This window comes from Halobacillus sp. A5 (assembly GCF_024189315.1).
GTDB lineage: Bacteria > Bacillota > Bacilli > Bacillales > Halobacillaceae > Halobacillus_A.
This window is the reverse complement of the sequence record NZ_JAIZEO010000003.1, coordinates 664,208-688,616: the sequence shown is the minus strand read 5'-3', so window position 1 is coordinate 688,616 and position 24,409 is coordinate 664,208. Positions and strand designations below refer to the sequence as shown.

Sequence of the window (24,409 nt, the reverse complement as noted above, 5' to 3'; positions counted from 1 at the left end):
CCTCAAATCAATGATTCATTAACCCTATACTGATAAAAATGAGTAGTAAAAGTCTTTAAAGCTTTGTTGTCCACATTAACACCAATCCCTGCTTCAACAGGGACCGTTACTTTTCCTTCGATGACCTCTAAATAAGGACTTATAATATCCTGCTCTAAATATCGGGTAGAGTGCGAAATGTCTCCTGGAATCGTAAAATTGCTCATAGATGCTAAAGCTAAATTGTGTGCTTTAGATATTCCGGTTTCAACCATTCCTCCACACCACACTGGAATATTATATTCTTTACAATAATCATGAATGCGTACTGCTTCCGTTAAACCGCCTACTCTGCTGATTTTTATATTGACTGTCCGGCAGCTTCCCATCGCTAAAGCCTGCACGGTATCCTGAAAGCTTGCAATTGATTCATCTAAGCATATAGGTGTCTGCATTTCTTGTTGAAGCTGTTGATGCGTATAAAAATCTCCAGCTCTAAATGGCTGTTCGATCATTATCAGCCCGTATTTGTCGAGCCGTTTAAGAGTTGGTAAATCTTCGGCCACATACATACCATTAGCATCAATCATAATCGGCAGTTCAGGGTAAAAGTCTCTAACTTTAGAAATCGTTTGCTCTTCCCTGCCTTTATCAATCTTCAGCTTAAACCGTTCATAACCCATTTCCAATAGCTGCTCAACTTCTGAAACTAGATCGCTTGATAAACTTAAGACAGCTCCAGCTTTAACGGTCTTTCTCCGGCCGCCGATTAATGTGGAGAGACTTACATTTAACTGTTTAGAATATAAGTCCCATAAAGCCCCTTCTACTCCAGCCTTCGCCATTTGATGCCCTCTAATAAATTCTGACGCGGCTGGAAAATCAGCAGGGTGGGAAAGCTTCTTGAAATCAATATAAGGGAGACAGATGTCTTTAATTATGTGCCAGGCTGTATGAATGGTTTCAGAAGTATAAAAGGGTAGAGAAAATGCAGTTACTTCTCCATAGCCTATGCGACCTTCAGCATCCTCTGCAGCTACAATAATCACTGTTCGATTCGTCAGCTTCCCACTATGGGTCTGAAATGGTAATTTTAAAGGAATAGTAACCTCGTACAACTTTATTTTATTTATCTCCATTGCGCCCTTCCTTATCAATTAAAGAATGTAAATTTCTTCTAACTATTTTATTTGAAGCATTTCTTGGTAGTTCTTCAATAAAATAAAATTCAACAGGGACTTTATATCCTGCTAAACGAGTCATACAATAAATTCTCAGCTCTTCAATGGTTACACTCCAATTATCTTTTCTCACTACAAATGCAGCAGGTACCTCTCCCCACTCAGAATGTTTCATTCCAGTTACAGCAGCTTCCTGGATGCCTTCCACTTCTTGAAGGACACTTTCAATTTCTGCTGGATACACGTTCTCTCCGCCAGTAATTATCATATCCTTTAGGCGATCGACTACAAATAAAAATCCGTCCTGATCCACATAACCCAGATCTCCTGTAGATAAATAGTCTTCTCTATGGGGCTCGTGGTGATAATATCCAATCGATACCATCGGGCCTTTCACGTGTATTTCTCCGATATCATAAGGGCTGCATTCTTTACCATCAGATACTATTTTAACGGACGCTGAAGAGAGAGCCTTGCCGGCAGAACCTAACTTACGCCAAGCATCCTGTGGGCGCAGCGTTGATATCTGCGAGCTTGTTTCGGTCATCCCGTATGTTTGAATTACAGGAATATTGAATTGAAAAGCCTTGTTAAGAAGTGGTTCAGGTGCTGGCCCACCCCCGAGCAATGCTCCTCTAAACGATACTGGGTATTCCCCTTTTTTATGCTCCAATATTCTCTGCAGCATTACTGTAACCACCGATATTAAGGAGATGTTTCGCTCTACAATTAAACGGTTCACTTTACTGGGGTCAAACTTCTCAAGTAAAACTACGGGCATCCCATAGATCACATTTTTCATTAAAAGGGAAAATCCCCCAACATGAAAAAGCGGCAAGCATACCAGCCACTTATCACTTTCAGATAAACCGAGATTCAACGCGGAAGCAACCGCACTGAACCAGTGATTGCCATACGTGTGAATTACTGCTTTAGGACTGCCGGTAGTTCCTGAGGTATACATCATAGTAAAACGGTCATTAAAATTTATAGTTTCCTTTAAATCATTGTTCTTTTCTGTTTGAGGCAATGCTTCTAAGGATACTATTTGCAGGTCCAAATCGCTCGAGTCAACGGTTTGTTTTCCTAGTTGAGCATAATGGTGATCGACTACAAAATAATCAGCCTCAGCATCCACAACTTGATAAGCCAGTTCACTTGGGGTCAACCTTGTGTTTAAACACACCACAATACCACCGACATAGCTGACGGCATGAATAAACACAGCGTAATTAAAGTGATTGTCTGCTAAAAAAGCAATGTGATCCCCTTTAGAAACACCTCTGTTTATAAGTCCTGAGGCCATCATCCGACTTTGACTCCTTAATTCCTCATAAGTTATCTTTTGGTCCTCTGAGGTTTCAACAGCAACTGCAGAAGGCTGCAGTTCATATTGTTTCTCTAACCAATGTGGAATCTCTGTCATACGTATTCCTTCTTTCCATAGCTTAATCGTTTCTTCTCAAAGAAAAGGCTCTCCCTCAGCGGGAAAGCCTTTCTAGTCGTATTATGGGAAACGAGGAAACTGTTTAAAGTCCGGCTTTCGTTTTTCTTTAAACGAGTCACGGCCTTCCTTCGCTTCATCAGTAGTATAATAAAGTAACGTCGCGTCTCCGCCCATTTGCTGAAGACCAGCCAGGCCATCCGTATCTGCATTAAAGGATGCCTTAAGAAAACGAAGTGCGGTTGGAGATTTTTCAAGCATTTCTCTTCCCCACTGAACCACCTCATCTTCAAGCTGTTCCAATGGAACCACTGTGTTAACAAGCCCCATGTCCTGCGCTTCTTTAGCACTGTACTGGCGGCACAAGTACCAAATTTCACGTGCTTTTTTGTGACCGACAATACGTGCCAGCAGACCAGCGCCATATCCCGCATCAAAGCTGCCTACCTTAGGTCCTGTTTGACCAAAGACAGCATTATCTGCGGCAATTGTTAAATCACAAACAATATGTAGCACGTGGCCGCCGCCAATTGCGTAACCTGAAACTTCAGCCACTACTGGTTTCGGGATTACACGGATTAAACGCTGTAAATCAAGGACATTCAATCGAGGAATATGGTCATCTCCTACATAGCCTCCATGACCTCTGACACTTTGGTCTCCACCTGAACAAAATGCATCATCTCCTGCACCGGCTAAGACAATGACTCCAATATTAGAATCATCACGAGCATAAGCGAAAGCATCGATCAGCTCCTGAACCGTCTTCGGTCTGAATGCATTACGAACTTCCGGACGGTTGATTGTAATTCTAGCGATTCCTTCATAAGTTTCATAAAGAATATCTTCATAGTTACGTTCTGAAATCCAATTATATTTCACAATAAAGCCTCCTAGATCAGTAAATTAGCACTCCTGCTTATTACATTACCAAAGTAATTATAGCATGAAATCTTCTACAATTTCATTGAAAGTTCCTGGATCCTCGACATGAATAGTGTGCCCAGCCCCTTTTACAACGAACAGCTCGCAAATTGGAAGAAGTTCACTCATCCTATTATTAATTTTAACAAACTTCTCATCATTTTCTCCAGTAATTAACAATACCCTCTTTTTTAAACTCGAAAGTTGCTGCCACCAGGAAGGCTGCTGTCCGGTTCCCATTCCTTCAAGTGATTGGGCAAGTCCGCGGACATTATGCCGGAGCCGTTCGTCTCTTAATATTAGGCGGTCATGTTCGGGCAGTTTCTTATGGGAGTCAAATAAAGGAATCCTTTCCCAATACTCTACAAATGTTTCAATCCCCTGATAGAGCAGCATCTCTATAAGTTTCTGGTCTGCAGACTTTCTGGCTGCTCTTTCTTGCTGAAGCTCCAAACCAGGCGATGAACTTTCAAGCACCAGTTTGTTTACATATTGGGGCTGCAGCATTGCAAATGAAAGAGCGGCTCTCCCCCCCATTGAATAGCCAAGTAGATTGACCTTCGAATAGGAAAAATGTTCAATCAGCTGCTTTAAATCCTGTGAGAATTCTTCCATGGAGATAACTCCTACCTCCCCGGTCCTTCCGTGCCCAGGCATTTCTATGGAAATAAGTCTGAAAGAGGACGAGAGGTCTGTTATAAGACGGTCGAAAGATTTAGTACTCCCTGTAAAACCGTGCAATAAAAATATTGGATCCCCTGTACCTGTATCTTCTACCCAATATTTTCTATGATCTGTTTTTAAAAACATGAATTAGTTTGACCACCCTTCTGCGAGGGCAGCCACTTCGTTCCACCTTTCCCGGTGAAAATCCACATGGTTCTCCCGATCTGTCATTACCTCTACCACCGAAAGTCCCAGTTCTTCATAGCTGGAGGCTAGTGCCTCTTTATATCCTTCCCAATCGATCACTCTACGGTGAGTTCCCCCATACATAGTAATTACTTTTTGGAAGTCCAGCCCCATCGGCGTCCCAAACAATTCTTCAAAATATTCGCTTTGTGAAGATTGAGGCAAGTAAGAAAAAATGCCGCCGCCATCATTGTTAATAACGACGATCGTAATATTAATGTTCTTCTGTTTAGCGATCAATAATCCATTTAAGTCATGAAAAAAAGATAGATCGCCAAGCATTAATGTGGTTTTTCTTCCGCTTGCAGCCGCTCCCAGAGCAGTGGATACAACTCCATCAATACCGTTCGCTCCCCGGTTTGCCATAATCGTAATATTTTTAGGCGAAGCCGCAAAGAAACTGTCAACTTCTCGAATCGGCATGCTGTTCCCCGCAAATAGAATTGATTCTTCAGGAATAGCTTCTGACAAATAGACAACTGCATGCCCTTCATTCAACGCTGCACCAGGCTGAGACAGCATAATTTTTTTAGTTTCAATGTTTAGGCTCTGCCAATTCGCTAACCACGGAGTATCACTGCCCTTATCCTCTAGTTCAGCGGCCAATTGCCTCACAAACTGTACGTTATCGGCAGCAACAAAAGTCGAAGGGACACCTGAAGGCTCCCGGTGACTTGCATATTCATCTATTACATAATGCTCGATGGCTTCTCCGTGTGTTTGAATCCATTGTAAGTATGCCTTGGAAACCGGCATAGCCCCTAATCTAATAATATAGTCCGGCTTCAGCTCATTTTTAAAAGCTTCAGAGCGCAGAAATGAATCATAGCTTTCAATGACATTCATTTTATCGTGTGCACCAGACCTTAATTGAGAGAGCGGGTCAGCCAGAACAGGCAGGGCCCCTTTTGAAGATAGTTCAGCAAGGTGTTGCGGGAGTTCTTTGTCAGTTTGAGGTCCACAAACAATTAAACCTTTACGATTGCTTAGAATTAGTTCTTTGAAATGGTCTGTTTGCTCTTTACTTAATACAAAAGACCCTTCTATTAAGTTAGGAAAAGGCCTATTATAATCGTCCCTCCATAACCCTTCTGTTGTAAAATCCGGAGTTAACGGCTCTCTTAAAGGGACATTAACATGAACCGGTCCCTGAAGCCCTGATATGCTTTCATTTACTGCCCTTAAAGCTTGTTTTCTGACATAAGGAACGAGTCGTTCTTCGGGCAGGGCTAAATCATGAAACCATTTTACATATCCTCCGAACATTTGAATTTGTTCAATGGACTGAGGAGCCCCTACGTCTCTCAGCTCATGAGGCCGATCGGCAGTAAGAACCAGCAAAGGAACCCTGCTATAGTATGCTTCCACTATAGCAGGGTAATAGTTGGCAGCAGCTGTTCCGGATGTACAAACTAATGCGACTGGCTGCTGCTTGTCTTTAGCTATTCCTAAAGCAAAGAAACCTGCAGATCGTTCGTCCAGGTTAACCCAGTGGTTAATTTCATTATGCTCTCGGAAAGTAACAGCCAGAGGTGTAGATCTTGAGCCGGGAGAAATCACTACGTCTTCGACTCCAGCATAGCTTAACTGGTCTACAAAGTGTGTTATATACTTAGTAAGCGTTGCAGTGTGTTCCATTAGTATCCTCCTAAAGCTGAAAGCATCGGTTTCAGTTTGACACCTGTCTCTTCAAATTCGGCTTCAGGATCAGAATCTTCTACAACACCACAGCCCGCAAACAACGATGCTTCATTTTTTTGAATTAAAGCAGATCGAATGGCTACCGCAAATTCTCCATTATTTTTTCCGTCAAACCACCCTAATGGACCAGCATACCAGCCGCGATTCAAAACTTCATGATCCCTGATATAGTCCACTGAAGTTTTCTGAGGAAGCCCCCCAAGTGCAGGAGTGGGATGCAGACGGGCGACTACATCTAATAAAGTATATCCTTTTTCCAGGGTAGCCGTAACAGGGGTATACAAGTGCTGTAAGTTTCTTAAAGGATATACCACCGGCTCCTGTGGAATTGAAACATTATAACAGCAGGCTTCCACAGCCTCGCGAATCATTTGAACAACAAAGTCATGCTCTTGTCTGTTCTTAGGATCATTCAGTAACGCTTCTCCGAGCTGCTCATCTTGTTCAGGGTAATGTCCTCTAGGAACCGTACCTGCCAGGCATGTAGAGATCAATTCCTGGTTATCAACTTTAGCGAGTCTTTCAGGTGTAGCCCCTACAAAGTAATCCCCACCGCTTTCAATGGCAAAAACATAGCTGTTTATTTGAGTTTCGCAAAGCTTTTCAATTACTGCAGCGAGTTGTACGTCATGACTAAATTTCACTCTCACCTCTCTGGCCAATACTACCTTTTCCAGTTTGTTATTTTTAATGTCGTCGGTAGCTTGTTTTACAATCTCCTTCCATTCTTCCGGTGCAACATCTAAACGGCCGATACGATCGGGAAGATTCAATTCTTCTCTCTCAGCTGTCAACAATTGTTCATGATCCGTTAAAATTTGATGCACAATCTGCTGCTTGTGATCTTCTTCCATTATAAGGATATTAGTGGTAAGAAAAGACTGGTTACCTTTATTTGTTAATAGATACATCGGGATCGTCATTTGGTTGTGGGGAAAATTAGCCCACGGGGCATTGTTATCCTGTTTTGTGTCGAAACTGAAGCCGCCAATTGAAACAAGACCCGTCCCTTTCTCATGTAGAATGTCGTACACGCTTGCCTTCTGCTGAACTTCATTCCAGACTGCCTCTATTTCATTAAAACGGTGGGAGTTAGAGGATAAGATTTTTTTGGTTGAGCCAACTCCAACCAGCGTAAACTCTTCGTCCGCACTCTGCCAGAATAAACGATGCTTGTCTACTTTATTTGCACGATCTAAAAAAGCAATACTATCTGTATAATCAATTTGGTTTACAATACTAATAAACTGCGGCTCTTTACTCAAATAAGCCTGTTTTATTGCTCCCTCTATGATCTCTTCGATCTGAGGTATTTTTGTATGAAGCATGAAAATTCCTCCCATCCCAATCAGGGACGCTGCATTTAATCGGTCTTAGCTAAGATTAAACAGACCCTACTCTATTTTATTCTCTTTCTCTTCAGGACTCAAGGAATCCCCATTTTTTCTAACATACTCTTACAATCATTGACACTTTAATACCGTTTCCCTAAACTTAAGTTGATATTATTTAATCCAAGGGAGATGACCCCCATGAACACGGTACCTAATCAAGATGTAAAAGCTTCCTTAAACGAGCGGGACGGCTTTCAAATATGGTGGCGGTTATTACGCCCCCATACATTGACTGCCGCTTTTGTACCTGTATTTATCGGTTCCATGCTGGCCGCTTTAGACGGAGCACTGCATATTGGATTATTTACGGCCATGCTGCTGGCCTCAATTTTAATACAAGCAGCTACTAATATGTTTAATGAATATTTCGACTATGTTCACGGACTTGATAATGAAAAGTCAGTCGGGATTGGAGGTGCCATAGTACGGGACGGGATTAGCCCCACTACTGTTAAGGTCTTAGCTTATAGTTTCCTTGGAGCGGCAACATTATTAGGTGTATATATATGCGCTTCTTCAAGCTGGTGGATCGCAGCAATCGGCATTATAAGTATGCTGTTTGGATATCTTTATACCGGCGGACCTTACCCTATTGCTTATACCCCTTATGGAGAAGTGACAGCCGGCATCTTCATGGGCACGATTATTATTGGCATAAGCTATTATATACAAACCCTGACTCTTGAATTAAATGTGTTAATTATTTCCTTACCTGTTGCCATATTTATCGGAGCGATTTTGCTGGCAAATAACATAAGGGACCGGGTGGGTGATGCCGAAAACGGTCGGAGAACCCTCGCTATTTTGTTTGGTCATGAGGGGGCAATCCATTTCTTAACTTCTATTTATGGGTTGGCCTATGGATTGACGGTGGTTCTTATCTCAATAGGAGTCTTACCCATTTGGTCGATTATTGCATTGCTGAGTTTAATAAAAGCAAAAGCTTCCGTAATGGGATTTAAAAACAAAAATACACCTTTAGAAATGATGCCTGCCATGAAAGCTACTGCACAAACAAACACGTTTTACGGGCTTCTTTTAGGTCTTTCTTTACTGCTGCATTTGTATATACCTCTAACGCTTTAAACAACTGGATGGTTATTAGACCATCCTTTTTCAATAGGTTTGACCTATCCTATGAGGGGAATAATAGAAAGGAATGATAAGTTTGAAACTATCTATGGAAAACACATTAATGGAAACGTTAGGTATAGAGGTAGTTGAAGCTGCCCCCGATCAAGTTACTTTAAAAATGCCGGTCGATAAACGTACGCAGCAGCCTATGGGCTATTTACATGGTGGAGCAACTGTGGCTTTGGCGGAATCCGCTGCAAGTATAGCGGGTTTTTTAAATATTGATCCGAATACTCATCAGGTCTTCGGAATAGAAATTAACGCCAACCATATTAAAAGTACGCGAACCGGATCTGTGTACGGCACAGCCAGACCATTTCACATTGGTAAGCGAACCATGGTCTGGGAAATTAAAGTTACAGATGAAGATAATGAACTTATTTCAATATCCCGCTGTACGGTGGGGGTAGTGCCTCTAAAAACCTCCTAACATATTGAAAGGAGTTTAATAATATTATGCTTAATGAAAAACAACTCGCTCATTTTAAACAACAGTTAGAGAAAATGAAGGAAGAAGCAGAAGATAACATTAATCAATATTTAAAAAAACAGGACCAATCCTCCAGTGACTACGAAGGAGAATTATCCAGCGTATCAGATCATCCTGGCGACCTAGGAACTGTTCAGCATGAACGCGAAAAGGAACAAACCTTATACGAACAGTCAAAAGAGAGGTTAATGGACATTAACGATGCCTTAGACAGGATTGAGAACGGAACCTATGGTATAAGTGAAAAATCAGGCGACCCTATTCCGTTAGAACGTTTGGAAGCCATGCCTGCTGCTAGATTTAATGTTAATGAGGCGGAAGAAGAACGGAAGTAATTCCGTTCTTCTTTTAGTATAGTTATATAGTATGAGAAAACTTTTTACAGCCGCTTTAAGCTTTATATTAATTTATATTTCTTTTTCTGTTGCAGGATTTTTGTTTCCAATAGACCAAAGCTGGTACAACCAATTAGATAAGCCCTGTTGGACACCAGCAGGGGGTTCAATCGGAATCATTTGGGGCGTTTTATTTGGGTTAATCTCACTTGCTCTTTCCATTATTGTATATAGATATGGATACAAGGAGATCCCCAAAAGCGTTTGGTTTGTTCTACTTATGAACTACGTATTTAATCAATTGTTCAGCTACTTTCAATTTATACAGAAAGACTTATTGCTGGCTTCTATAGATTGCGTGTTAGTTGCTGTAACCTCACTGTGGCTGACAATCCTTTTATTTAAAAAGAACCGGATAAGCGGTAGTCTGCTTATCCCCTATGTGGTTTGGAGCAGCTTTGCAACGGTACTGGCTTTTACAATTTATTCACTTAACCCTGGAATGACCGCTTTATTCTAAAGGCTGCTGGTGCTCTTTAGAGATGATGGGAAGGAACTATATAATTGAAATTCGAGTATAAATCCACAAAGGATTTATACTCTTTAATTAAAAATTATTTTAGTAATTTATTTAGTTAGTTTAGAAATCCAATATGAAATAGAGAATTATTTTTACTCGTCCAGAGGATTCAAGCTTTCATTCCCCGTCATATTTTCAATCATATTTACAAGCAAGTCGATTTCTTGATTGATATCAGAGAGACTCGCCGTTTCTACAGGTGAGTGCATATATCGTAAGGGAAGGGATACAAGACTGACAGGCACTCCTTCTCCTGTTAATCTCATACGATCTGCATCAGTGCCGGTCGCTCTTGATGTCAATTCAAATTGCACTTTCATATTCAGTTTTTGAGCACTGGACTCGAGCAGCTGATTAATTTTACGGTTAATAGGAGCACCTTTCGCCAGTACAGGACCGCCTTCAAGTTTAATATCGCCATACTTATTTTTGTTCACTCCAGGATAATCGGTGGCAAACGTCACATCACACGCAATCGCCATACTCGGCTTTACACCCGCAGCAGCAAAATAAGCTCCACCCATATTCGTTTCTTCGTTTACTGTACTGGCAGCATACACCCCTACGTTTAAGTTCTTTTGAGAAAGCCGGCGGAGCACTTCTCCAACGATAAACTGCCCTGTTCTGTTATCCAATCCTCTACCTGTAACATAGCGATTCATCAATATTTCAGGCTCACGATTATAGACAGCGAGATCGCCAATACGAACAAAAGCTTCTATCTCATCCTTAGACTTAGCTCCACAATCAATAAACAGCTCATCTAAATCAAAATCCCCTTTCAGCCCGCCGTGGTGCTGAGCATTTACACCAATTACACCATGGAGTGTTTTATTACTGCCCAGCACAGAAACCTTCATTCCTACGGCTGCTTTCGGGTTAATCCCTCCCATCTTATCGATGTATAAATAACCATCCTCATCAATACGGTTTATGACCAGTGCGATTTCGTCACAATGCCCTGCCAATAAAACCTTAAATTCTGCTTCGGGGTTTAATACGGCTATTGCATTTCCTGCGTGATCGGTTCGTATCTCATCTGCGTACGAATTCATTTCTTTAATCCAGCGTTTCTGGATTTCCATTTCCATACTTGAAGGGGACGGAGTGTTTAAAAGCTCCATTAACAAGTCTTGATTTTGCAATTTCATATGTATACCTCCAATCAGTTTCTCACTAAATTATAACACTTGGACTTATAAAATATAAAAGTGCGCTTAATTAATTCTTAAATAGGGAACAAGTATAAGGATGTCGTGATGAAGGAGGAATGACAATGGAATTAAATGATTGGTATGCTAAAGGTAAAAGTGCCCAAGAATATGTAGATTCTATGAAGCAGCATCAGGAGGGCTTTATTTATATTTATGAAAACTTTAGAATCCCAACAGAAGATGAGCCGCTTTTATCAAGTTTAAGAGGAAATAATTGGAGAGCAATCATATTAACAGAAGACTGGTGTGGAGACGCCATGCTCAATATACCTGTTTTTTTAAGAATTGCCGAAGCGGGAAGAATTCACACACATTTTCTCTCAAGAGATGAGAACCTTGAATTAATGGATCACTATCTGACCAATCAGCAGTCCCGGTCAATCCCCAAAATTATTATAATTGATCGAGAAGGAAAAGAAGTACTTCACTGGGGCCCCCGCGCGCCGGAGCTTCAGCAGTTTATTGATAACGCAACTTCATCCTTACCCGGAGAGGACCATCCTCAATTTAAAGAAAAACAGAAAGAGATGTTCCAATTCGTAACAAAAGCTTTTAGAGATAATGAAGATTTTAGAGATTATGTATTTAAAGATATGAAAAATAAACTGACGAGCTTCTCTCATTAATTGAGCCTCCCTCATTGGGAGGCTTTTTGAATGTTTGAATTTGTATCAATGCAGACATACTAGATAAAAAAGAGGTGCTTATCGTGCAGCACTGGATCCGTTATTATTTTCAACTTCCATTATTTTTAAGACTGCTTAGTACTGTGTTCGTATTTATGATTTTCTTTGGAATGCTCATTCATGCAATAGAGCCGAATAATTTCCCTACTGTATTTGACGGTATTTGGTGGGCATTTGTGACCGGAGCTACCGTTGGCTATGGTGATTATGTCCCCTTAAGTACACCGGGAAAGATTACAGCAATCTTTCTCATTCTAACGGGAGGTGGATTAGTAACTTTTTACATGGCCACCTTGTCAGCAGCGACCGTTAAACACGAACGTGATTTATCCAGTGGAAAAGTAGACTATAAGGGCAGCGGGCATATCGTATTAATCGGGTGGAATGAACGAACCCGGCAGCTGATTGAAATGATGACTGAAAATCATTGTCATGAATATATCGTACTTCTGGATCGTACCATGAAACGCCTTTATGAGAATCACTCATACGTTCATTTTATTAATGGGGACGCAACAACGGAGGAGACTCTCGAGAAGGCAAATGTAAAGGAAGCCAAACTGGCAGTGATCACAGCTGATCCCTCTAAAGCAGAACATGCCGCTGATCAATCAGTTATCCATCAAATCGTTTCCTTAAAAGGGCATAATTCGCAATTATTTATTATTGCAGAAGTATTGACTGAGCAGCAAAAAATTAATGCAGAGCGAGCAGGAGCAAACCGTGTCATCCGTTCTAATGATTTTATGAGCACCTTATTTTATCATGAACTCTACCATAATGATCCGATCGAGCCTTTTGAATTGTTATTAGCCTTATTAACATCCCGGCAGTTCCATGAAGAGCCTATCCCTGAAGGCTATAATCACAAGACAATGGAGGATGCAGTTCAATTTCACTTAAATAAAGGCTCAATTGTCATAGGCTACAGATATAATAAAGATGTACACTTTACATTGAAACCTTCCTTACCGCTCGAAAACGTACAAACTTTAATCTTATTGGTTACGCTGAGATCGTAATGCTTGTTCAGCATCCTTTAAAGCCTTTCTTCCCGCTTCAATGTATTCTTTAGGAAACTCCGCATCTCTGTCTTTAGGTTCCTGGAACTGATCAAAGGACGCTCTAATATTCCCTTCCCTTACATGGTCGTCCAGTCCATCTTGAAACTGGTGGTATAGAAGAAACGGGGCTTTTATTTTAACCATATTTGCCTCATCAGGAGAATCCAGGTACCCGCCCATGACTTCTATAGGAATCCTTAGAAAAAGGTATCCATTGTGATTATCAATTTTATAATCAAAATAGCCATGGTCGTAATCCCAGTTGTCAGCCATTTTAAAGCCTAAAGGTTCAAGCGCCTCTTCCATTTCGTGGTAAACGTAGAACTTATTCGTTAATTCCGATTCTATTGTAAACATAATTTCATCCCTCCTTCAGCCTTTAGTTTACCCAAAAAAACCACCTCCGATTAACCAATAACTGGAGGTGGTTTCACATTATTATTATTATAGACGCTGTTCTAATTCTTCTTTTTCTTTTTCAAAACCCGGCTTTCCTAAAAGAGCAAACATATTTTTCTTGTATGCTTCTACGCCCGGCTGATCGAAGGGATTAACCCCCAGCAGATAACCACTTAAAGCGCAGGCCTTCTCGAAAAAGTATACGAGGTATCCGAATGTATAAGCATTAAGTTCAGGAACATGAACGATTAAGTTCGGAACTTCCCCATCAGTGTGTGCGAGCATCGTACCCTGGTAAGCTTTTTCATTAACATAATCCACCGTCTGTCCCGCCAGGTAATTTAACCCGTCTAAGTTCTGTTCATCTTCTTCTATGGTGTAATCTGACTTAGCTTTTTCCACATGAAGAACCGTTTCAAACAAATCGCGGCGTCCATCCTGCACGTATTGGCCCAGGGAATGCAGGTCAGTTGAGAAGTTAGCGGAAGAAGGATAAATTCCTTTTTGGTCTTTCCCTTCACTTTCACCGAATAACTGTTTCCACCATTCAGAGAAATATTGAAGAGAAGGCTCATAATTAATCATCATTTCGATTGTTTTTCCTTTGCTGTATAAAACATTTCTAACAGCGGCATACTGATAAGCAGGATTCTCTGACAGTTTGTCCGTGTTAAGATCGTTCTGTGCTTTTTGAGCACCTTCCATCATATTTTCTATGTCTACTCCGCTGACAGCGATAGGTAGTAAACCTACAGCGGTAAGTACTGAGTACCGGCCTCCGACATCATCAGGTACAACAAAGGATTCATACCCTTGTTCATCAGCTAAAGTCTTAAGTGCTCCTTTTTCTTTATCTGTTGTTGCATAAATGCGTTTCTGAGCTTCTTCTTGTCCATATTTGTCTTCAAGAAATTTACGGAAAGCCCGGAAAGCAATGGCAGGCTCTGTAGTAGTTCCACTTTTCGAAATCACGTTAACTGAAACATCTTTGTCTTTAAGCAGGTCGAATAGATCGTTTAAATAAGGTGCACTAATGCTGTTACCTACAAAGAAGACCTGCGGCGTTTTACGCTGCTCTGAAGACAGTTCATTGTAGAAACTGTGATTTAACATTTCAATAGCGGCACGTGCCCCCAGATATGAACCGCCGATCCCAATGACAAGAAGAACATCAGAATCATTTTTTATTTTTTCTGCTGATTGCTGAATGCGTGAAAATTCTTCTCGGTCATAATTTTCAGGAAGATCCAGCCATCCAAGGTAATCACTTCCTGCACCTGTTTTCTCGTGTAAAGCGTTATGGGCCAGACTTACGGCATCCTGCACATATTCAAGCTCATGCTCACCAAAGAATGGAAGGGCTTTTTCATAGTCAAATCGCACATGTGTCATTGATCATTCCTCCAGGTTCATAAATTTACTAAGTCATTTTTACTTTATCGAAACCTACCTTTCAAATCAAGTAAGGTTGTAATTGTAAACGCATTCATTTAAAAAAGGACACTTATTGTGCCCTTTTCGTTATTTAGATAATTCTAAAATGGTTTTTACATCGTCATCTTCCAGTTTGTTGAAGTTTCCGAATGCTCCGCGTTTCATAGCACGATTGATGATCACATTAAATTGGTCGTCTCCAATATCATAATCAGCTAAGGTTTGAGGTGCTCCAAGAGAAGACCAGAATTTCTGCAGTTCCTTTATTCCCTCTTCAGCGGCTTCACGTGAAGATTTCCCTTCCTCGCTCACATGAAAAACTTTAACTGCAAGACGGGCAAATCGGTCCACATTGGTATCAAGGTTATGCTTCATCCAATTTGGGAACAATATTGCAAGTCCTCCTGCGTGAGGAATGTCATAAACCGCTGAAACAGCATGTTCAATATTGTGTGTTGCCCAGTCTCCGCGGTACCCCATTTGCAGCATACCATTTAATGCAATAGTGCCTGCATATAGAATTGTTTCGCGGTGTTCAAATGATTCTAAATCGTCAAGAAGCTTTGGTGCAGTATCAATAACGGTTCGAAGCACGCCTTCAATCATTTCATCCTGTATGGGCGATTGTGTATCATTGTGAAAGTATTGTTCCAATAAATGACTCATCATATCTACAATACCGTATATCGTCTGATCACGAGGAACGGAAATTGTATGCTGTGGATCTAAAATGGAAAAAGCCGGATACGTATAAGGCGCAAAGCCCCAGCCATACTTCTCATTAGTTTCCCAATTAGTTATAACTGCGCCGCCATTCATTTCTGAACCGGTAGCTGCTAATGTCAATACCGTACCGAATGGCAATGCACCCTCCGGAGTAGCCTGACGCGTTACTAGATCCCAGGCATCACCATCATATTTCGCACCTGCTGCAATTGTTTTTGTGCAGTCAATAACACTTCCGCCGCCTACGGCTAACAAGAAATCGATGCCCTCCTGCTTACAAATGTCGACTCCTCTTCTTACAGTAGTCAGCCTTGGGTTGGGCTCGACCCCAGGTAATTCAAATATTTCAACATTTAGTTGGTCTAGTTGATCTGTAACTATATCGTATACACCATTTCTTTTTATACTTCCGCCACCGTAAACAATCAGAACTTTCCTGGCAGCTCCGGGTATTTGTTCAGATAGTTGTTCTACTTGATCCTTACCGAAAATTAATTTCGTTGGATTGTGAAATGTAAATGAATCCATTTAACTTCTCCTTCCAGTTGTGAAAGTACTTCTTACATTATCACATTATCCCTTATTTCCAATTCATACTCAAAAGAAAAGCGTCATGTATAAAATTTCAATCAATGTTCAACCTATGCATGTAAAGCAAAAAAAAGGAGGGATAATGATGAGCTGGTTACAAAGAACAGCACTGTTTTTAATTATCGTCGGTGCAATTAACTGGGGGTTGATTGGACTATTCCAATATGACCTTGTAGCAGGATTGTTTGGGGGCGGTGAGCAAAGTGGAGCCTTCGCGCGTGTTATTTATACACTTGTAGGAATTAGTGGACTTATAGCGATTTCGATCTATTTCTCACGTGCCGCTGAATTTCATGATGCTACAGTTGACGCAACTGAAAAATAACAAAAACCCGGCATAGGCCGGGTTTTTAATTACTTGCGATATTTCTCACGGTCGTCAGACTGCTTGATCCAATCTTCTAGTTTATCTTTAAGAGTATTGAAACCTGCAGAGGCTTCTTCCTGTTGCTGTGGTTTAGCAGCTGTTTGTTTACGTGGACGGCGCTGTTCCTGTTTAGGCGCTTCCTGAGTAGCACGGATAGAAAGAGAATATTTATTCTTTTCTTCATCGATGTTCAAAATTTTAACTTGTACTTCGTCACCTTCCGTAAGGTGCTCGTTAATATCCTTCACGTAACCATGGGTTACTTCAGAAATGTGGACAAGCCCTTGAACTTTCTCATCTAAAGCAACAAATGCTCCGTATGGCTGAATACCAGTAACTTTACCTTCTAAAACCTGACCTTCTTGAAACTTATCTGACATGCTATACAACTCCTGATATAAATTATTCGTTTCTTTTCACGCAATTATTGATTTTACCATACCTTTTCTCTTTAAGCAAAGAGTTCATGAAATATACACTAATGAATCTTACGTTTATGATATAATTATTGAAATATGAGGAGGGATAAAAATGGCTGTTGGTGAAAATATCCAAAAATATCGCAACCTCAAAGAATTAACAAAAGAAAATCTTGCTTTAAAAGCTAGAATTGGTGTACAAACACTAGAATCATATGAAAACAATGAACGCATTCCTGAACTCGATACGCTATTAAAAATCTCAACTGTTCTTGATATTCCAGCTTCAGAACTAATGGAAGATGAAGAAGAACGTGTAATTGATGATGAGCTACATCAGCTCGTTCAGCAGGTCGGTGTTAAGAGGACAAAATTACTGCTGAGAAAAGCTTTAGACTTTTCTGAAGATGAAGTATTAAAGGCTATGAATCTACTTTATGATTTAAAAAATGAAAAAAATGAAAAAAATAGGTTTAAAGATCTTTAATTATGGCTATATTTATTAGCGTAAGACTTTCTCGTATTCCCCCTGTGTAGCAAAGCGAATTTATCGCTTTGCTTTTTTTTTGTGCCAATAAACGATCACATTGTTTTTTTCCTTCACAATTTTCCGATATGATTAACCTAGTAATGAACGAATGGAGTGGTAACAGTGAGTCAATTTTCTAATGTAATCCAGCGTAAAGGAACTCGTTCTGTTAAGTGGGATTATGCAGAGCAGCTCTATCAAGACAAAGATATATTACCAATGTGGGTGGCCGACATGGACTTTCAAGTTCCAGAGGCAGTAATTAGTGATCTGAAGGAGAGAGTGGATCACGGAATATTCGGCTATACGATGCCAGATGAAAATGTTAAACACACCATTATAGAGTGGCTTTCCAAAAGGCATCAATGGAAAATAAAAGAAGACTGGATAACTTACAGCCCTGGTGTCATCCCGAGCCTGCATATGACTATACAGGCACTGACGAATAAGGGAGACCATATTCTAATTCAGCCACCCGTCTATCCTCCCTTTTATAGTGTTATTAATGATCACGAACGTAAAGTCGTAAAAAATCCTTTAATTTATAATAAAGGAAGATATACAATTGATTTTGAGGATTTTGAAAAACAGATTATAGAAAACGAAGTAAAAATGTTTATTCTCTGTAACCCTCACAACCCTGTCGGAAGAGTGTGGAACGAGGAAGAACTGCTGAAAATGGGAGAGATCTGCTTAAATCATAATGTCATCATTGTTTCTGATGAAATTCATGCCGACCTTGTCCTGGACGAACATAAACACCTCCCGGTCGCTTCACTCACAGAGAAGTTAAATGAACAGACAGTGACATGTTTTTCTCCTACAAAGACATTTAATTTAGCTGGTCTGCAGGCTTCTTACTTAGTAACATCGAGCAAAGACAAACGTGAGAAAATAAAGTCGCATTTTGATAAGCAGGGAATGCATATGCTAAACACTCTGGGGTTGACCGCCATGGAAAGTGCTTATCTGCACGGTGAAGACTGGCTGGAAGGTCTGCTTGAAACCATTGAGGCAAACCGTGATTTCGTAATGGAGCAATTCGAAGAAAACACCAACCAAATTAAAGTACTGCCCCTGGAAGGAACATATTTGCTTTGGATGGATTGCCGTTCTTTGAATATGTCTCAGGCTGAACTAAAATCCTTTATGCAAAAGCAAGCGAAGGTCGGGCTGAACGATGGAGTTTCCTTTGGTGAAGAAGGAGAGGGGTTTATGAGAATGAACTTAGCTGCTCCACCCAATATTATTGCAGAAGGAGTAAACCGCATCCTAAACGCAATACGTGAAAAACCAAAAGCCTAGTCATTTGACCAGGCTTTTGGTTTTATTCATTATTTTCATCGCGTTCAGTAGGATCACTTGTCTCATCTTTATCCGCACCTGTTGTAATCTCAGCACAAGCGATGCGGTTTCCGGAATCTCCAGCAGGCTGACTCATTCCGTCATCAGCTTCACTCGTAATAACAATTGACGTGCCTTCATCTCTTAATAACGACGTCTGCCCATCTTTAAGTGTAGCCTCCTGGATCATTAGTTCCACTTCCACTTTTCCATCACCAGCCGCTTCAATATTTGGCAGGTCGCCGGTGTGCGCCCCGTTCTCATTCATCAGTCCGTGATCTACATTTTTAGGATTAAAATGATTTCCAGCACTTTTGAAGTCCGGCCCCCTGCATTCTGGTCTTTCATGTATATGAATACCGTGGGCACCTGAAGGCAGTCCCTCAGCCGTTACACTTACTTCAACCCCATCTGCCTTCTCAGTAAATTCAGCTTTACCAATACGGTCACCATCCTGATTATAAATTGGAGTTTCAAGCGGGGAACGATTATCATCATTACACCCAGTTAAAAAAACTATAAACAATACATTAAACCATAACAACGCCTTCATAACCCAACGTCCCTTCCACAGACAGTATTGTGGATAGGTTTTCCTTAAATAATAAACTTTATAACAAAAAAACAAGACTTAAGCCCCTCAGGGTAAGTCTTGTTTAAGAATAATCTTTAGAATGATTATTCATAGGTTCATTTGAATTGGAGAAGTTTTCAGTTTTTTTCTCTTCTTTGCGAGAAGCTTTAATTATAAAGTACATTGTAATTCCAGCTAAAATAATAAAAACTGCCAACATTAGGACAGCTGGAATATATTCGGACTTGTCCTCAGGAAAATACAAAAATTCCATCATAAGAAATCACAACCCTTCGCATGTTATTATAACAAATGAATAACTGCTCCGCAGATTTTTCAATATATATTCACAATTGCCAGGCTTAAATTACTATAGAATTAGAGAAGGAGGAATTATATGACTCAATTAATCCAGAGTGACATCGTCAGAGCTCATTACAAAACAGGTGTCTATATAGGCGAGTTTATCGAAGAGCGTCCTAACGCTTATTTAATAAAAGTCCTTGCTGTTGAAAAACACCCGATGCAGGGAGACCTGCATAATCCCGGGCAGACACAGGAAGTATTTTTCCATCAGAGAAATGCGTTAAGTTATCAGGAGAAAGCAAATATCCATAAGAAAGCCGTAGAAAAGCTGAGCATTCAGGAGGTTCCTGAATATACCGAATCTTTAAAAAAATCAGTAGAACAATTAAAGGAAAAATTAAGCCGGCGGGAAACAGAATTTAATCAACATGCCTTAAAACAACTGAAAGAACTGGAAAACCAATATTTTAAATGAGGTCGGGACAAAACTGAATAAAACATAAAATAATCCGAATGATTTTGTAGAAATCAATTCGGATTATTTAGGTTAAAGAGAATTCACACTATCACTCCGTCAAAATGCTTAGCTTTCCGCAGGCACGGCCTTAAGCTTCCTCAGAAAGCAAAGAACGCTTTCCTCCGGATCTTCGGCTCGTGCTGATCCCACAGGAGTCTCCGCATTTTGACTACGCTAATCATCTGCGTTTATACAAATGTTTGTTTTTTGACAACACCGCTTTACTTATGTCCCAGCCTCTTTCTTAATCACCCGGCACACGCAGATTCTTCTTTTTCTTAACTGGTTTTCCATATATCTTTGTTGTTATTCTGGGTGCTTTCTCAAACAAAAACATACCAATAAAAGCAGCAATTAATATATATAGACCACTGAACGCTTTTAGTGCTCCTGTGGCTGCACTTGCCATGACAACAGAAAATTCTCCCCTTGCGCATAAGGATAAGCCTGCTCGTAAAGAAGAACGCTTAGACAGCCCGTAAATTGGTCCTCCTGCGACCCCTAGAATTAACTTCGACACTATCGACCAGATCACTACAACTGCCAGTAAAAAGGCCATAGGTACTCCATTTCCAAGTTCTATGGTTGTACCAAAATAAACAAAGAAAGTAGGGAGCATCAGATCCCTAACTGGAATAATAGTTTGTTCGACTTTTTCAATTCTTCCTATTTCCGCAAGCATCATCCCAGCCAGAAACGCTCCAAGAACTTCAGAAAGCCCAAGAAAGAGGGCAAACCCACCATATGTTAATGCTATCCCTATAAGTACCGCTATTTTAAAATCTTCGTCTGAAATACGGTCAAGAAAACGTTCAAACTTTTTAAAAACTGTTTTACCCAGAAGAACAGCCAAGAGTGTCAATCCAATGATTTTCCCGACCAAATACACTGCAGATAAGCTTGTGAAATTTTCACCTGTACTGACAGCAAATAAAACAGCTACAACTATGGGAGCTACTAAATCTTCAAAAATTAAAATAGCAAGAATAAACTCTGTTTCCGAGTTAGCCATACGTCCTCTATCATCGAGCAATTTAGCAGTAATTGAAGAACTGGTAGCATATGCAATTCCCCCTACAAGAAAGCTCGAAAAAAGATCTAAATTAAATAATAGTGCAATACCGGTAGTTACACCTAAACTAAGAAAGACGTCCAATAAGCCGGCCGGCCAGACTTTCTTGGCAATACCTCCAAGACGCTTCACATTAAATTCTAGTCCAAGTAAAAAAAATAATAATACGATTCCTACTTCACTTGCAAAATGTAAAATTTCGTTATCAGCCAGAGCATCTGCTAAAATGATTCCCAGAAGGATATAAAGAATAACATTCGGTATTTTAATTTTCAGGCTCAAAAAACCAAGATAGAAAATAAATAGCAAAATGAGCCCTGCACCTAATAATTCAGGAAATTCTGTATGCAAGTTTGATCATTCCCCTCCATTACACAGAGCGATCATGCTGTCTATTTGGTCCTGCTTTCCAATGGACATAATGACATCTCCAGGCTGTAATTTAGTATCAGCCTCCGGAATGGCAATTGTCTCATCCCCTTTTATAATACCTATAATAGTTACCCCGGTTAAGTTCCGCACCTCAGACTCCTCAATGGTCTTGTAAACAATCGGCGAGCTTGGTTTCAATTCGATCCAGTCAATAACGATTTGATTCTTAAACATCTTAAGCTGATCAGCGTTAACAGGCTGATAAGTAGCTCCAAGAAGCTGCGCCCCAAGCTCACGCGTCTCATCGGAAGTCAAATCCATTGCAAAATCTGCTTCTTCACTATCCTGATCATCAAAAAAATATAATTCTCTCTTCCCCGTATGATGGACAATCAATACAAGCATGCTTTCTTCAGCTGTTTTCAAAGAAATTTTTTGTCCAATACCAGGAAGTTGAGAGATGGAAATATTCATCTTAACATTCCTTTCTGTGCCGCAATGAGTTCCTTTTCAGTCGTAAACTCTTATTATAAACCTGGCAGCGGTCTATTTATTAAGTTTATTCTATCAGTTGACAATTTGCCATTCCACTTGTTTATTTGTTTTCTACAAATTGTTATGGTAATTTTAAAAGTGCTAGATAACGATAAGGAGGTCAAACTAATGAGTGTACATATTGGAGCAAAACCTGGAGATATTGCAGATAAAATCTTACTGCCTGGAGACCCGTTAAGGGCGAAGTATATAGCTGAAAACTTCCTAGAAGACGCCGTTTGCTACAACGAAGTGCGCGGCATGTATGGCTACACAGGAACTTATAGAGGCGAACGTATTTCCGTTCAAGGTACTGGAATGGGTGTACCTTCCATTTCCATTTATATTAATGAATTAATGGAGAGTTATGATGTCCAAAAATTAATTCGTGTAGGCACATGTGGTGCTCTTCAAAAGGATGTAAAAGTCCGTGACGTTATATTAGCTTCTACGTCTACTACAGACTCTCAAATGAACCGCATGGTATTTGGCGGTATTGACTACGCCCCTACAGCTAATTTCAACTTACTAAAAAATGCTTATGAAGCAGGTATTAACAAGGGACTGAAGCTGCGCGTCGGAAATGTATTTACGAGCGACAGCTTTTATCGAGACCATGCTATGGACCTCTTCAACCTGCTCGCTAAGTACAATGTGCTTGCGGTTGAAATGGAAACCACAGCTCTATATACTTTAGCTGCTAAATACGGCCGTGAAGCCTTGTCTGTTTTAACTGTGAGCGATCACATCCTTACAGGGGAAGAAACTTCTTCTGAAGAACGTCAATCTACTTTTAATGAAATGATTGAAGTAGCCTTAGAAGCTGCTGTTCAAGAATAGAAAATAGAATGTCGAGAACCCCTCGACATTCTATTTTTTATTTTACACTAAAACTACACATACTTCCTATGCACGTGAAGGACAAATATTTTAGTTGTATGCTACAATCATTATACTACTTTCATATTCGTAGAGAGAGGATGTTGTATACAGAAATGGATTTACTTCAGAATTTTCCTTTATGGGCTTCTATCGCCGCTATTATATTTGCTCAAGTCATTAAAATCCCTATACAATTCATAGCATCCCGCGCCCTGAATCCTGGTCTCGCTTTTAGTACCGGCGGCATGCCCAGCAGCCATTCTGCAGCAGTAACCGCTCTTTCAACAGCTGTTGGTTTAGACCAGGGGTTTGATTCTTCTATGTTTGCCATCGCTGCTGTATTTACAATTATCGTCATGTTTGACTCCACAGGGGTGAGACGTCAGACAGGAGAGCAGGCAATCATGCTGAATATACTCCTTAATGATTTTCATCGTTTTGTTAATGAAGCAAGAGAATGGTCAAATAAAGAGCAATTTCAAAAGCGGGAAGAATTAAAAGAATTGTTGGGGCACAAGCCGATCGAAGTATTTTTCGGAGGATTAACTGGTATTTTACTTGCTACTTTCTTATACGCAATGTTTAAATAGGAAAATCCGGCTTTATTTTAAATAAAGACCGGATTTTATTCGTTTAAGATCGATTCTCTATACACTTCCAAAGTATCGTTGTCATTGTAATGAATGAGGTCTTCCTGCTGTAAAGTTCCGTCTCCCTTTTCAATTACATAAACCTCAAGGTCCTGCTTTCCCCAATTATTATAAACAGCGTCTACCGAAGGATAATATAAATCAAGCCTGTTCCCTTTAATCGCAGATCCCGTGTCCGCAACGACACCATATCCATAGCCAGGTATGAAGAGAACAGTACCTATAGGAAAAACTTCAGGGTCTGCAGCAATTGTAGAATATAAATCCCGGGTAACTTCTACCCCGGAATAAGTGATACCATACGCAGGATGGTCTTCATTTTTACCAGTTGATTCATATCCTGCGGTGTACCCTGTAGCTGTAACTTTATGTGAAGGATACTGATTCAAGTCTAATACATCTTTTAAACCTGGATCGACTGCCGATTGTGCAGCTGCTGCCTGTTCAATGGAAGTATGATAGTTTACCCGCTCTTTTTCCCTTTCTTTACTTGCAAACCACTCATTTAGATCTTTAATTGATACATTTGAGATGCTGTACCACGTACTATAAGCAGCCGCAATAAACAGAAGACACAAAGTGAGCCTCTTTAAAATTAAAAACATGATGAATCACCTCTCGATGTTCATCATGTCCAATGGATCTACTTCCTATT

Annotated in this window: 27 protein-coding genes; 12 read left to right on the top strand and 15 right to left on the bottom strand. The window is 40.3% G+C overall.

Going from position 1 to position 24,409, the window contains the following annotated elements; translation table 11 throughout:
• Positions 1-2: 2 nt before the first annotated feature.
• The 6 genes from menC to LF822_RS15220 all read right to left on the bottom strand — a co-directional run bounded on the left by menC (position 3) and on the right by LF822_RS15220 (position 7,469).
• Entirely contained in the window at positions 3-1,118 is a 1,116-nt protein-coding gene (menC, locus tag LF822_RS15245) for an o-succinylbenzoate synthase (RefSeq protein ID WP_253924916.1), read from the bottom strand.
• On the bottom strand, positions 1,105-2,586 hold the full coding sequence (locus LF822_RS15240; RefSeq protein WP_253924915.1) for an o-succinylbenzoate--CoA ligase: 1,482 nt from the start codon (positions 2,584-2,586) through the stop codon (positions 1,105-1,107). The genes menC and LF822_RS15240 overlap by 14 nt, the downstream gene beginning before the upstream one ends.
• Positions 2,587-2,667: 81 nt before the next feature.
• Entirely contained in the window at positions 2,668-3,471 is an 804-nt protein-coding gene (gene menB / locus LF822_RS15235; protein ID WP_371925929.1) for a 1,4-dihydroxy-2-naphthoyl-CoA synthase, read from the bottom strand.
• Positions 3,472-3,543: 72 nt separating this feature from the next.
• Positions 3,544-4,338 (bottom strand): 2-succinyl-6-hydroxy-2,4-cyclohexadiene-1-carboxylate synthase, encoded by a 795-nt coding sequence (menH, locus tag LF822_RS15230; protein ID WP_253924913.1) that lies wholly within the window; start codon positions 4,336-4,338, stop codon positions 3,544-3,546.
• A gap of 3 nt (positions 4,339-4,341) precedes the next feature.
• On the bottom strand, positions 4,342-6,078 hold the full coding sequence (gene menD, locus LF822_RS15225) for a 2-succinyl-5-enolpyruvyl-6-hydroxy-3-cyclohexene-1-carboxylic-acid synthase (protein ID WP_253924912.1): 1,737 nt from the start codon (positions 6,076-6,078) through the stop codon (positions 4,342-4,344).
• Positions 6,078-7,469 (bottom strand): isochorismate synthase, encoded by a 1,392-nt coding sequence (locus LF822_RS15220; protein WP_253924911.1) that lies wholly within the window; start codon positions 7,467-7,469, stop codon positions 6,078-6,080. The genes menD and LF822_RS15220 overlap by 1 nt, the downstream gene beginning before the upstream one ends.
• A 204-nt stretch (positions 7,470-7,673) precedes the next feature.
• On the opposite strand from LF822_RS15220, the gene LF822_RS15215 reads away from it, so the two are divergent.
• The 4 genes from LF822_RS15215 (at position 7,674) to LF822_RS15200 (ending at position 10,014) form a co-directional block, all read left to right on the top strand.
• On the top strand, positions 7,674-8,621 hold the full coding sequence (locus LF822_RS15215; protein ID WP_253924910.1) for a 1,4-dihydroxy-2-naphthoate polyprenyltransferase: 948 nt from the start codon (positions 7,674-7,676) through the stop codon (positions 8,619-8,621).
• Between the two features lie 73 nt (positions 8,622-8,694).
• Positions 8,695-9,099, top strand: a complete 405-nt coding sequence (locus tag LF822_RS15210) for a PaaI family thioesterase (RefSeq protein ID WP_253924909.1) — start codon at positions 8,695-8,697, stop codon at positions 9,097-9,099.
• A gap of 26 nt (positions 9,100-9,125) precedes the next feature.
• Entirely contained in the window at positions 9,126-9,494 is a 369-nt protein-coding gene (locus LF822_RS15205; RefSeq protein WP_253924908.1) for a TraR/DksA C4-type zinc finger protein, read from the top strand.
• 31 nt (positions 9,495-9,525) lie between these two features.
• Positions 9,526-10,014 (top strand): TspO/MBR family protein, encoded by a 489-nt coding sequence (locus tag LF822_RS15200; RefSeq protein ID WP_253924907.1) that lies wholly within the window; start codon positions 9,526-9,528, stop codon positions 10,012-10,014.
• 152 nt (positions 10,015-10,166) lie between these two features.
• Here LF822_RS15200 and LF822_RS15195 read toward each other — a convergent pair whose 3' ends face one another.
• Positions 10,167-11,225 carry a M20/M25/M40 family metallo-hydrolase gene (locus tag LF822_RS15195; RefSeq protein ID WP_253924906.1) on the bottom strand — a complete coding sequence of 353 codons (1,059 nt, stop codon included), beginning with the start codon at positions 11,223-11,225 and terminating at the stop codon, positions 10,167-10,169.
• A gap of 125 nt (positions 11,226-11,350) precedes the next feature.
• Between LF822_RS15195 and LF822_RS15190 the strand changes: the two genes are divergently transcribed.
• Positions 11,351-11,914, top strand: a complete 564-nt coding sequence (locus LF822_RS15190; RefSeq protein ID WP_253924905.1) for a thioredoxin family protein — start codon at positions 11,351-11,353, stop codon at positions 11,912-11,914.
• A gap of 83 nt (positions 11,915-11,997) precedes the next feature.
• Positions 11,998-12,996 (top strand): potassium channel family protein, encoded by a 999-nt coding sequence (locus LF822_RS15185; protein WP_253924904.1) that lies wholly within the window; start codon positions 11,998-12,000, stop codon positions 12,994-12,996.
• On the opposite strand, the gene LF822_RS15180 is transcribed toward LF822_RS15185, so the two are convergent.
• From LF822_RS15180 to LF822_RS15170, 3 genes are all read right to left on the bottom strand, one after another.
• On the bottom strand, positions 12,973-13,395 hold the full coding sequence (locus tag LF822_RS15180) for a YugN family protein (protein ID WP_253924903.1): 423 nt from the start codon (positions 13,393-13,395) through the stop codon (positions 12,973-12,975). The genes LF822_RS15185 and LF822_RS15180 overlap by 24 nt on opposite strands.
• An 87-nt stretch (positions 13,396-13,482) precedes the next feature.
• Complete coding sequence (locus LF822_RS15175) at positions 13,483-14,829, bottom strand: glucose-6-phosphate isomerase (RefSeq protein ID WP_253924902.1); 1,347 nt, start codon at positions 14,827-14,829, stop codon at positions 13,483-13,485.
• Positions 14,830-14,958: 129 nt separating this feature from the next.
• Positions 14,959-16,125 (bottom strand): iron-containing alcohol dehydrogenase, encoded by a 1,167-nt coding sequence (locus LF822_RS15170; protein WP_253924901.1) that lies wholly within the window; start codon positions 16,123-16,125, stop codon positions 14,959-14,961.
• Between the two features lie 148 nt (positions 16,126-16,273).
• Here LF822_RS15170 and LF822_RS15165 point away from each other — a divergent pair, with 148 nt between their 5' ends.
• Positions 16,274-16,513 carry a DUF378 domain-containing protein gene (locus tag LF822_RS15165; RefSeq protein WP_253924960.1) on the top strand — a complete coding sequence of 80 codons (240 nt, stop codon included), beginning with the start codon at positions 16,274-16,276 and terminating at the stop codon, positions 16,511-16,513.
• Between the two features lie 29 nt (positions 16,514-16,542).
• On the opposite strand, the gene yugI is transcribed toward LF822_RS15165, so the two are convergent.
• Complete coding sequence (gene yugI, locus LF822_RS15160; RefSeq protein WP_253924900.1) at positions 16,543-16,935, bottom strand: S1 domain-containing post-transcriptional regulator GSP13; 393 nt, start codon at positions 16,933-16,935, stop codon at positions 16,543-16,545.
• A 151-nt stretch (positions 16,936-17,086) separates the two neighbouring features.
• Between yugI and LF822_RS15155 the strand changes: the two genes are divergently transcribed.
• Both LF822_RS15155 and LF822_RS15150 read left to right on the top strand, forming a co-directional pair.
• Positions 17,087-17,461 (top strand): helix-turn-helix domain-containing protein, encoded by a 375-nt coding sequence (locus LF822_RS15155; RefSeq protein WP_253924899.1) that lies wholly within the window; start codon positions 17,087-17,089, stop codon positions 17,459-17,461.
• Positions 17,462-17,626: 165 nt separating this feature from the next.
• A complete protein-coding gene (locus tag LF822_RS15150) occupies positions 17,627-18,808 on the top strand; it encodes a MalY/PatB family protein (protein ID WP_253924898.1) in 1,182 nt (393 codons plus the stop codon).
• Positions 18,809-18,830: 22 nt separating this feature from the next.
• Here the strand turns inward: LF822_RS15150 and LF822_RS15145 are convergent, their stop codons facing one another.
• Positions 18,831-19,400 carry a superoxide dismutase family protein gene (locus LF822_RS15145; protein ID WP_253924897.1) on the bottom strand — a complete coding sequence of 190 codons (570 nt, stop codon included), beginning with the start codon at positions 19,398-19,400 and terminating at the stop codon, positions 18,831-18,833.
• Between the two features lie 418 nt (positions 19,401-19,818).
• On the opposite strand from LF822_RS15145, the gene kapB reads away from it, so the two are divergent.
• Entirely contained in the window at positions 19,819-20,202 is a 384-nt protein-coding gene (kapB, locus tag LF822_RS15135) for a kinase-associated lipoprotein KapB (RefSeq protein WP_253924895.1), read from the top strand.
• 286 nt (positions 20,203-20,488) lie between these two features.
• On the opposite strand, the gene LF822_RS15130 is transcribed toward kapB, so the two are convergent.
• Positions 20,489-21,667, bottom strand: a complete 1,179-nt coding sequence (locus LF822_RS15130; protein ID WP_253924894.1) for a cation:proton antiporter — start codon at positions 21,665-21,667, stop codon at positions 20,489-20,491.
• Between the two features lie 6 nt (positions 21,668-21,673).
• Positions 21,674-22,162: a cation:proton antiporter regulatory subunit gene (locus tag LF822_RS15125; RefSeq protein WP_253924893.1), complete on the bottom strand. Its 489-nt coding sequence runs from the start codon at positions 22,160-22,162 to the stop codon at positions 21,674-21,676.
• Between the two features lie 189 nt (positions 22,163-22,351).
• Here LF822_RS15125 and deoD point away from each other — a divergent pair, with 189 nt between their 5' ends.
• Together deoD and LF822_RS15115 are read left to right on the top strand one after the other, a co-directional pair.
• Positions 22,352-23,062 (top strand): purine-nucleoside phosphorylase, encoded by a 711-nt coding sequence (gene deoD, locus LF822_RS15120; protein ID WP_253924892.1) that lies wholly within the window; start codon positions 22,352-22,354, stop codon positions 23,060-23,062.
• 155 nt (positions 23,063-23,217) lie between these two features.
• On the top strand, positions 23,218-23,694 hold the full coding sequence (locus tag LF822_RS15115) for a divergent PAP2 family protein (RefSeq protein WP_253924891.1): 477 nt from the start codon (positions 23,218-23,220) through the stop codon (positions 23,692-23,694).
• 35 nt (positions 23,695-23,729) lie between these two features.
• Here the strand turns inward: LF822_RS15115 and LF822_RS15110 are convergent, their stop codons facing one another.
• Positions 23,730-24,359: a 3D domain-containing protein gene (locus tag LF822_RS15110; RefSeq protein ID WP_256522104.1), complete on the bottom strand. Its 630-nt coding sequence runs from the start codon at positions 24,357-24,359 to the stop codon at positions 23,730-23,732.
• Positions 24,360-24,409 lie beyond the last annotated feature (50 nt).

Coding starts and splice junctions, on each gene's coding strand:
- menC (WP_253924916.1), bottom strand. CDS start 1,118: ATGGAGATAAATAAAATAAAGTTGTACGAGGTTACTATTCCTTTAAAA.
- LF822_RS15240 (WP_253924915.1), bottom strand. CDS start 2,586: ATGACAGAGATTCCACATTGGTTAGAGAAACAATATGAACTGCAGCCT.
- menH (WP_253924913.1), bottom strand. CDS start 4,338: ATGTTTTTAAAAACAGATCATAGAAAATATTGGGTAGAAGATACAGGT.
- menD (WP_253924912.1), bottom strand. CDS start 6,078: ATGGAACACACTGCAACGCTTACTAAGTATATAACACACTTTGTAGAC.
- LF822_RS15220 (WP_253924911.1), bottom strand. CDS start 7,469: ATGCTTCATACAAAAATACCTCAGATCGAAGAGATCATAGAGGGAGCA.
- LF822_RS15215 (WP_253924910.1), top strand. CDS start 7,674: ATGAACACGGTACCTAATCAAGATGTAAAAGCTTCCTTAAACGAGCGG.
- LF822_RS15210 (WP_253924909.1), top strand. CDS start 8,695: ATGATAAGTTTGAAACTATCTATGGAAAACACATTAATGGAAACGTTA.
- LF822_RS15205 (WP_253924908.1), top strand. CDS start 9,126: ATGCTTAATGAAAAACAACTCGCTCATTTTAAACAACAGTTAGAGAAA.
- LF822_RS15200 (WP_253924907.1), top strand. CDS start 9,526: ATGAGAAAACTTTTTACAGCCGCTTTAAGCTTTATATTAATTTATATT.
- LF822_RS15195 (WP_253924906.1), bottom strand. CDS start 11,225: ATGAAATTGCAAAATCAAGACTTGTTAATGGAGCTTTTAAACACTCCG.
- LF822_RS15190 (WP_253924905.1), top strand. CDS start 11,351: ATGGAATTAAATGATTGGTATGCTAAAGGTAAAAGTGCCCAAGAATAT.
- LF822_RS15180 (WP_253924903.1), bottom strand. CDS start 13,395: ATGTTTACAATAGAATCGGAATTAACGAATAAGTTCTACGTTTACCAC.
- LF822_RS15175 (WP_253924902.1), bottom strand. CDS start 14,829: ATGACACATGTGCGATTTGACTATGAAAAAGCCCTTCCATTCTTTGGT.
- LF822_RS15170 (WP_253924901.1), bottom strand. CDS start 16,125: ATGGATTCATTTACATTTCACAATCCAACGAAATTAATTTTCGGTAAG.
- LF822_RS15165 (WP_253924960.1), top strand. CDS start 16,274: ATGAGCTGGTTACAAAGAACAGCACTGTTTTTAATTATCGTCGGTGCA.
- yugI (WP_253924900.1), bottom strand. CDS start 16,935: ATGTCAGATAAGTTTCAAGAAGGTCAGGTTTTAGAAGGTAAAGTTACT.
- LF822_RS15155 (WP_253924899.1), top strand. CDS start 17,087: ATGGCTGTTGGTGAAAATATCCAAAAATATCGCAACCTCAAAGAATTA.
- LF822_RS15145 (WP_253924897.1), bottom strand. CDS start 19,400: ATGAAGGCGTTGTTATGGTTTAATGTATTGTTTATAGTTTTTTTAACT.
- kapB (WP_253924895.1), top strand. CDS start 19,819: ATGACTCAATTAATCCAGAGTGACATCGTCAGAGCTCATTACAAAACA.
- LF822_RS15125 (WP_253924893.1), bottom strand. CDS start 22,162: ATGAATATTTCCATCTCTCAACTTCCTGGTATTGGACAAAAAATTTCT.
- deoD (WP_253924892.1), top strand. CDS start 22,352: ATGAGTGTACATATTGGAGCAAAACCTGGAGATATTGCAGATAAAATC.
- LF822_RS15115 (WP_253924891.1), top strand. CDS start 23,218: ATGGATTTACTTCAGAATTTTCCTTTATGGGCTTCTATCGCCGCTATT.
- LF822_RS15110 (WP_256522104.1), bottom strand. CDS start 24,359: ATGTTTTTAATTTTAAAGAGGCTCACTTTGTGTCTTCTGTTTATTGCG.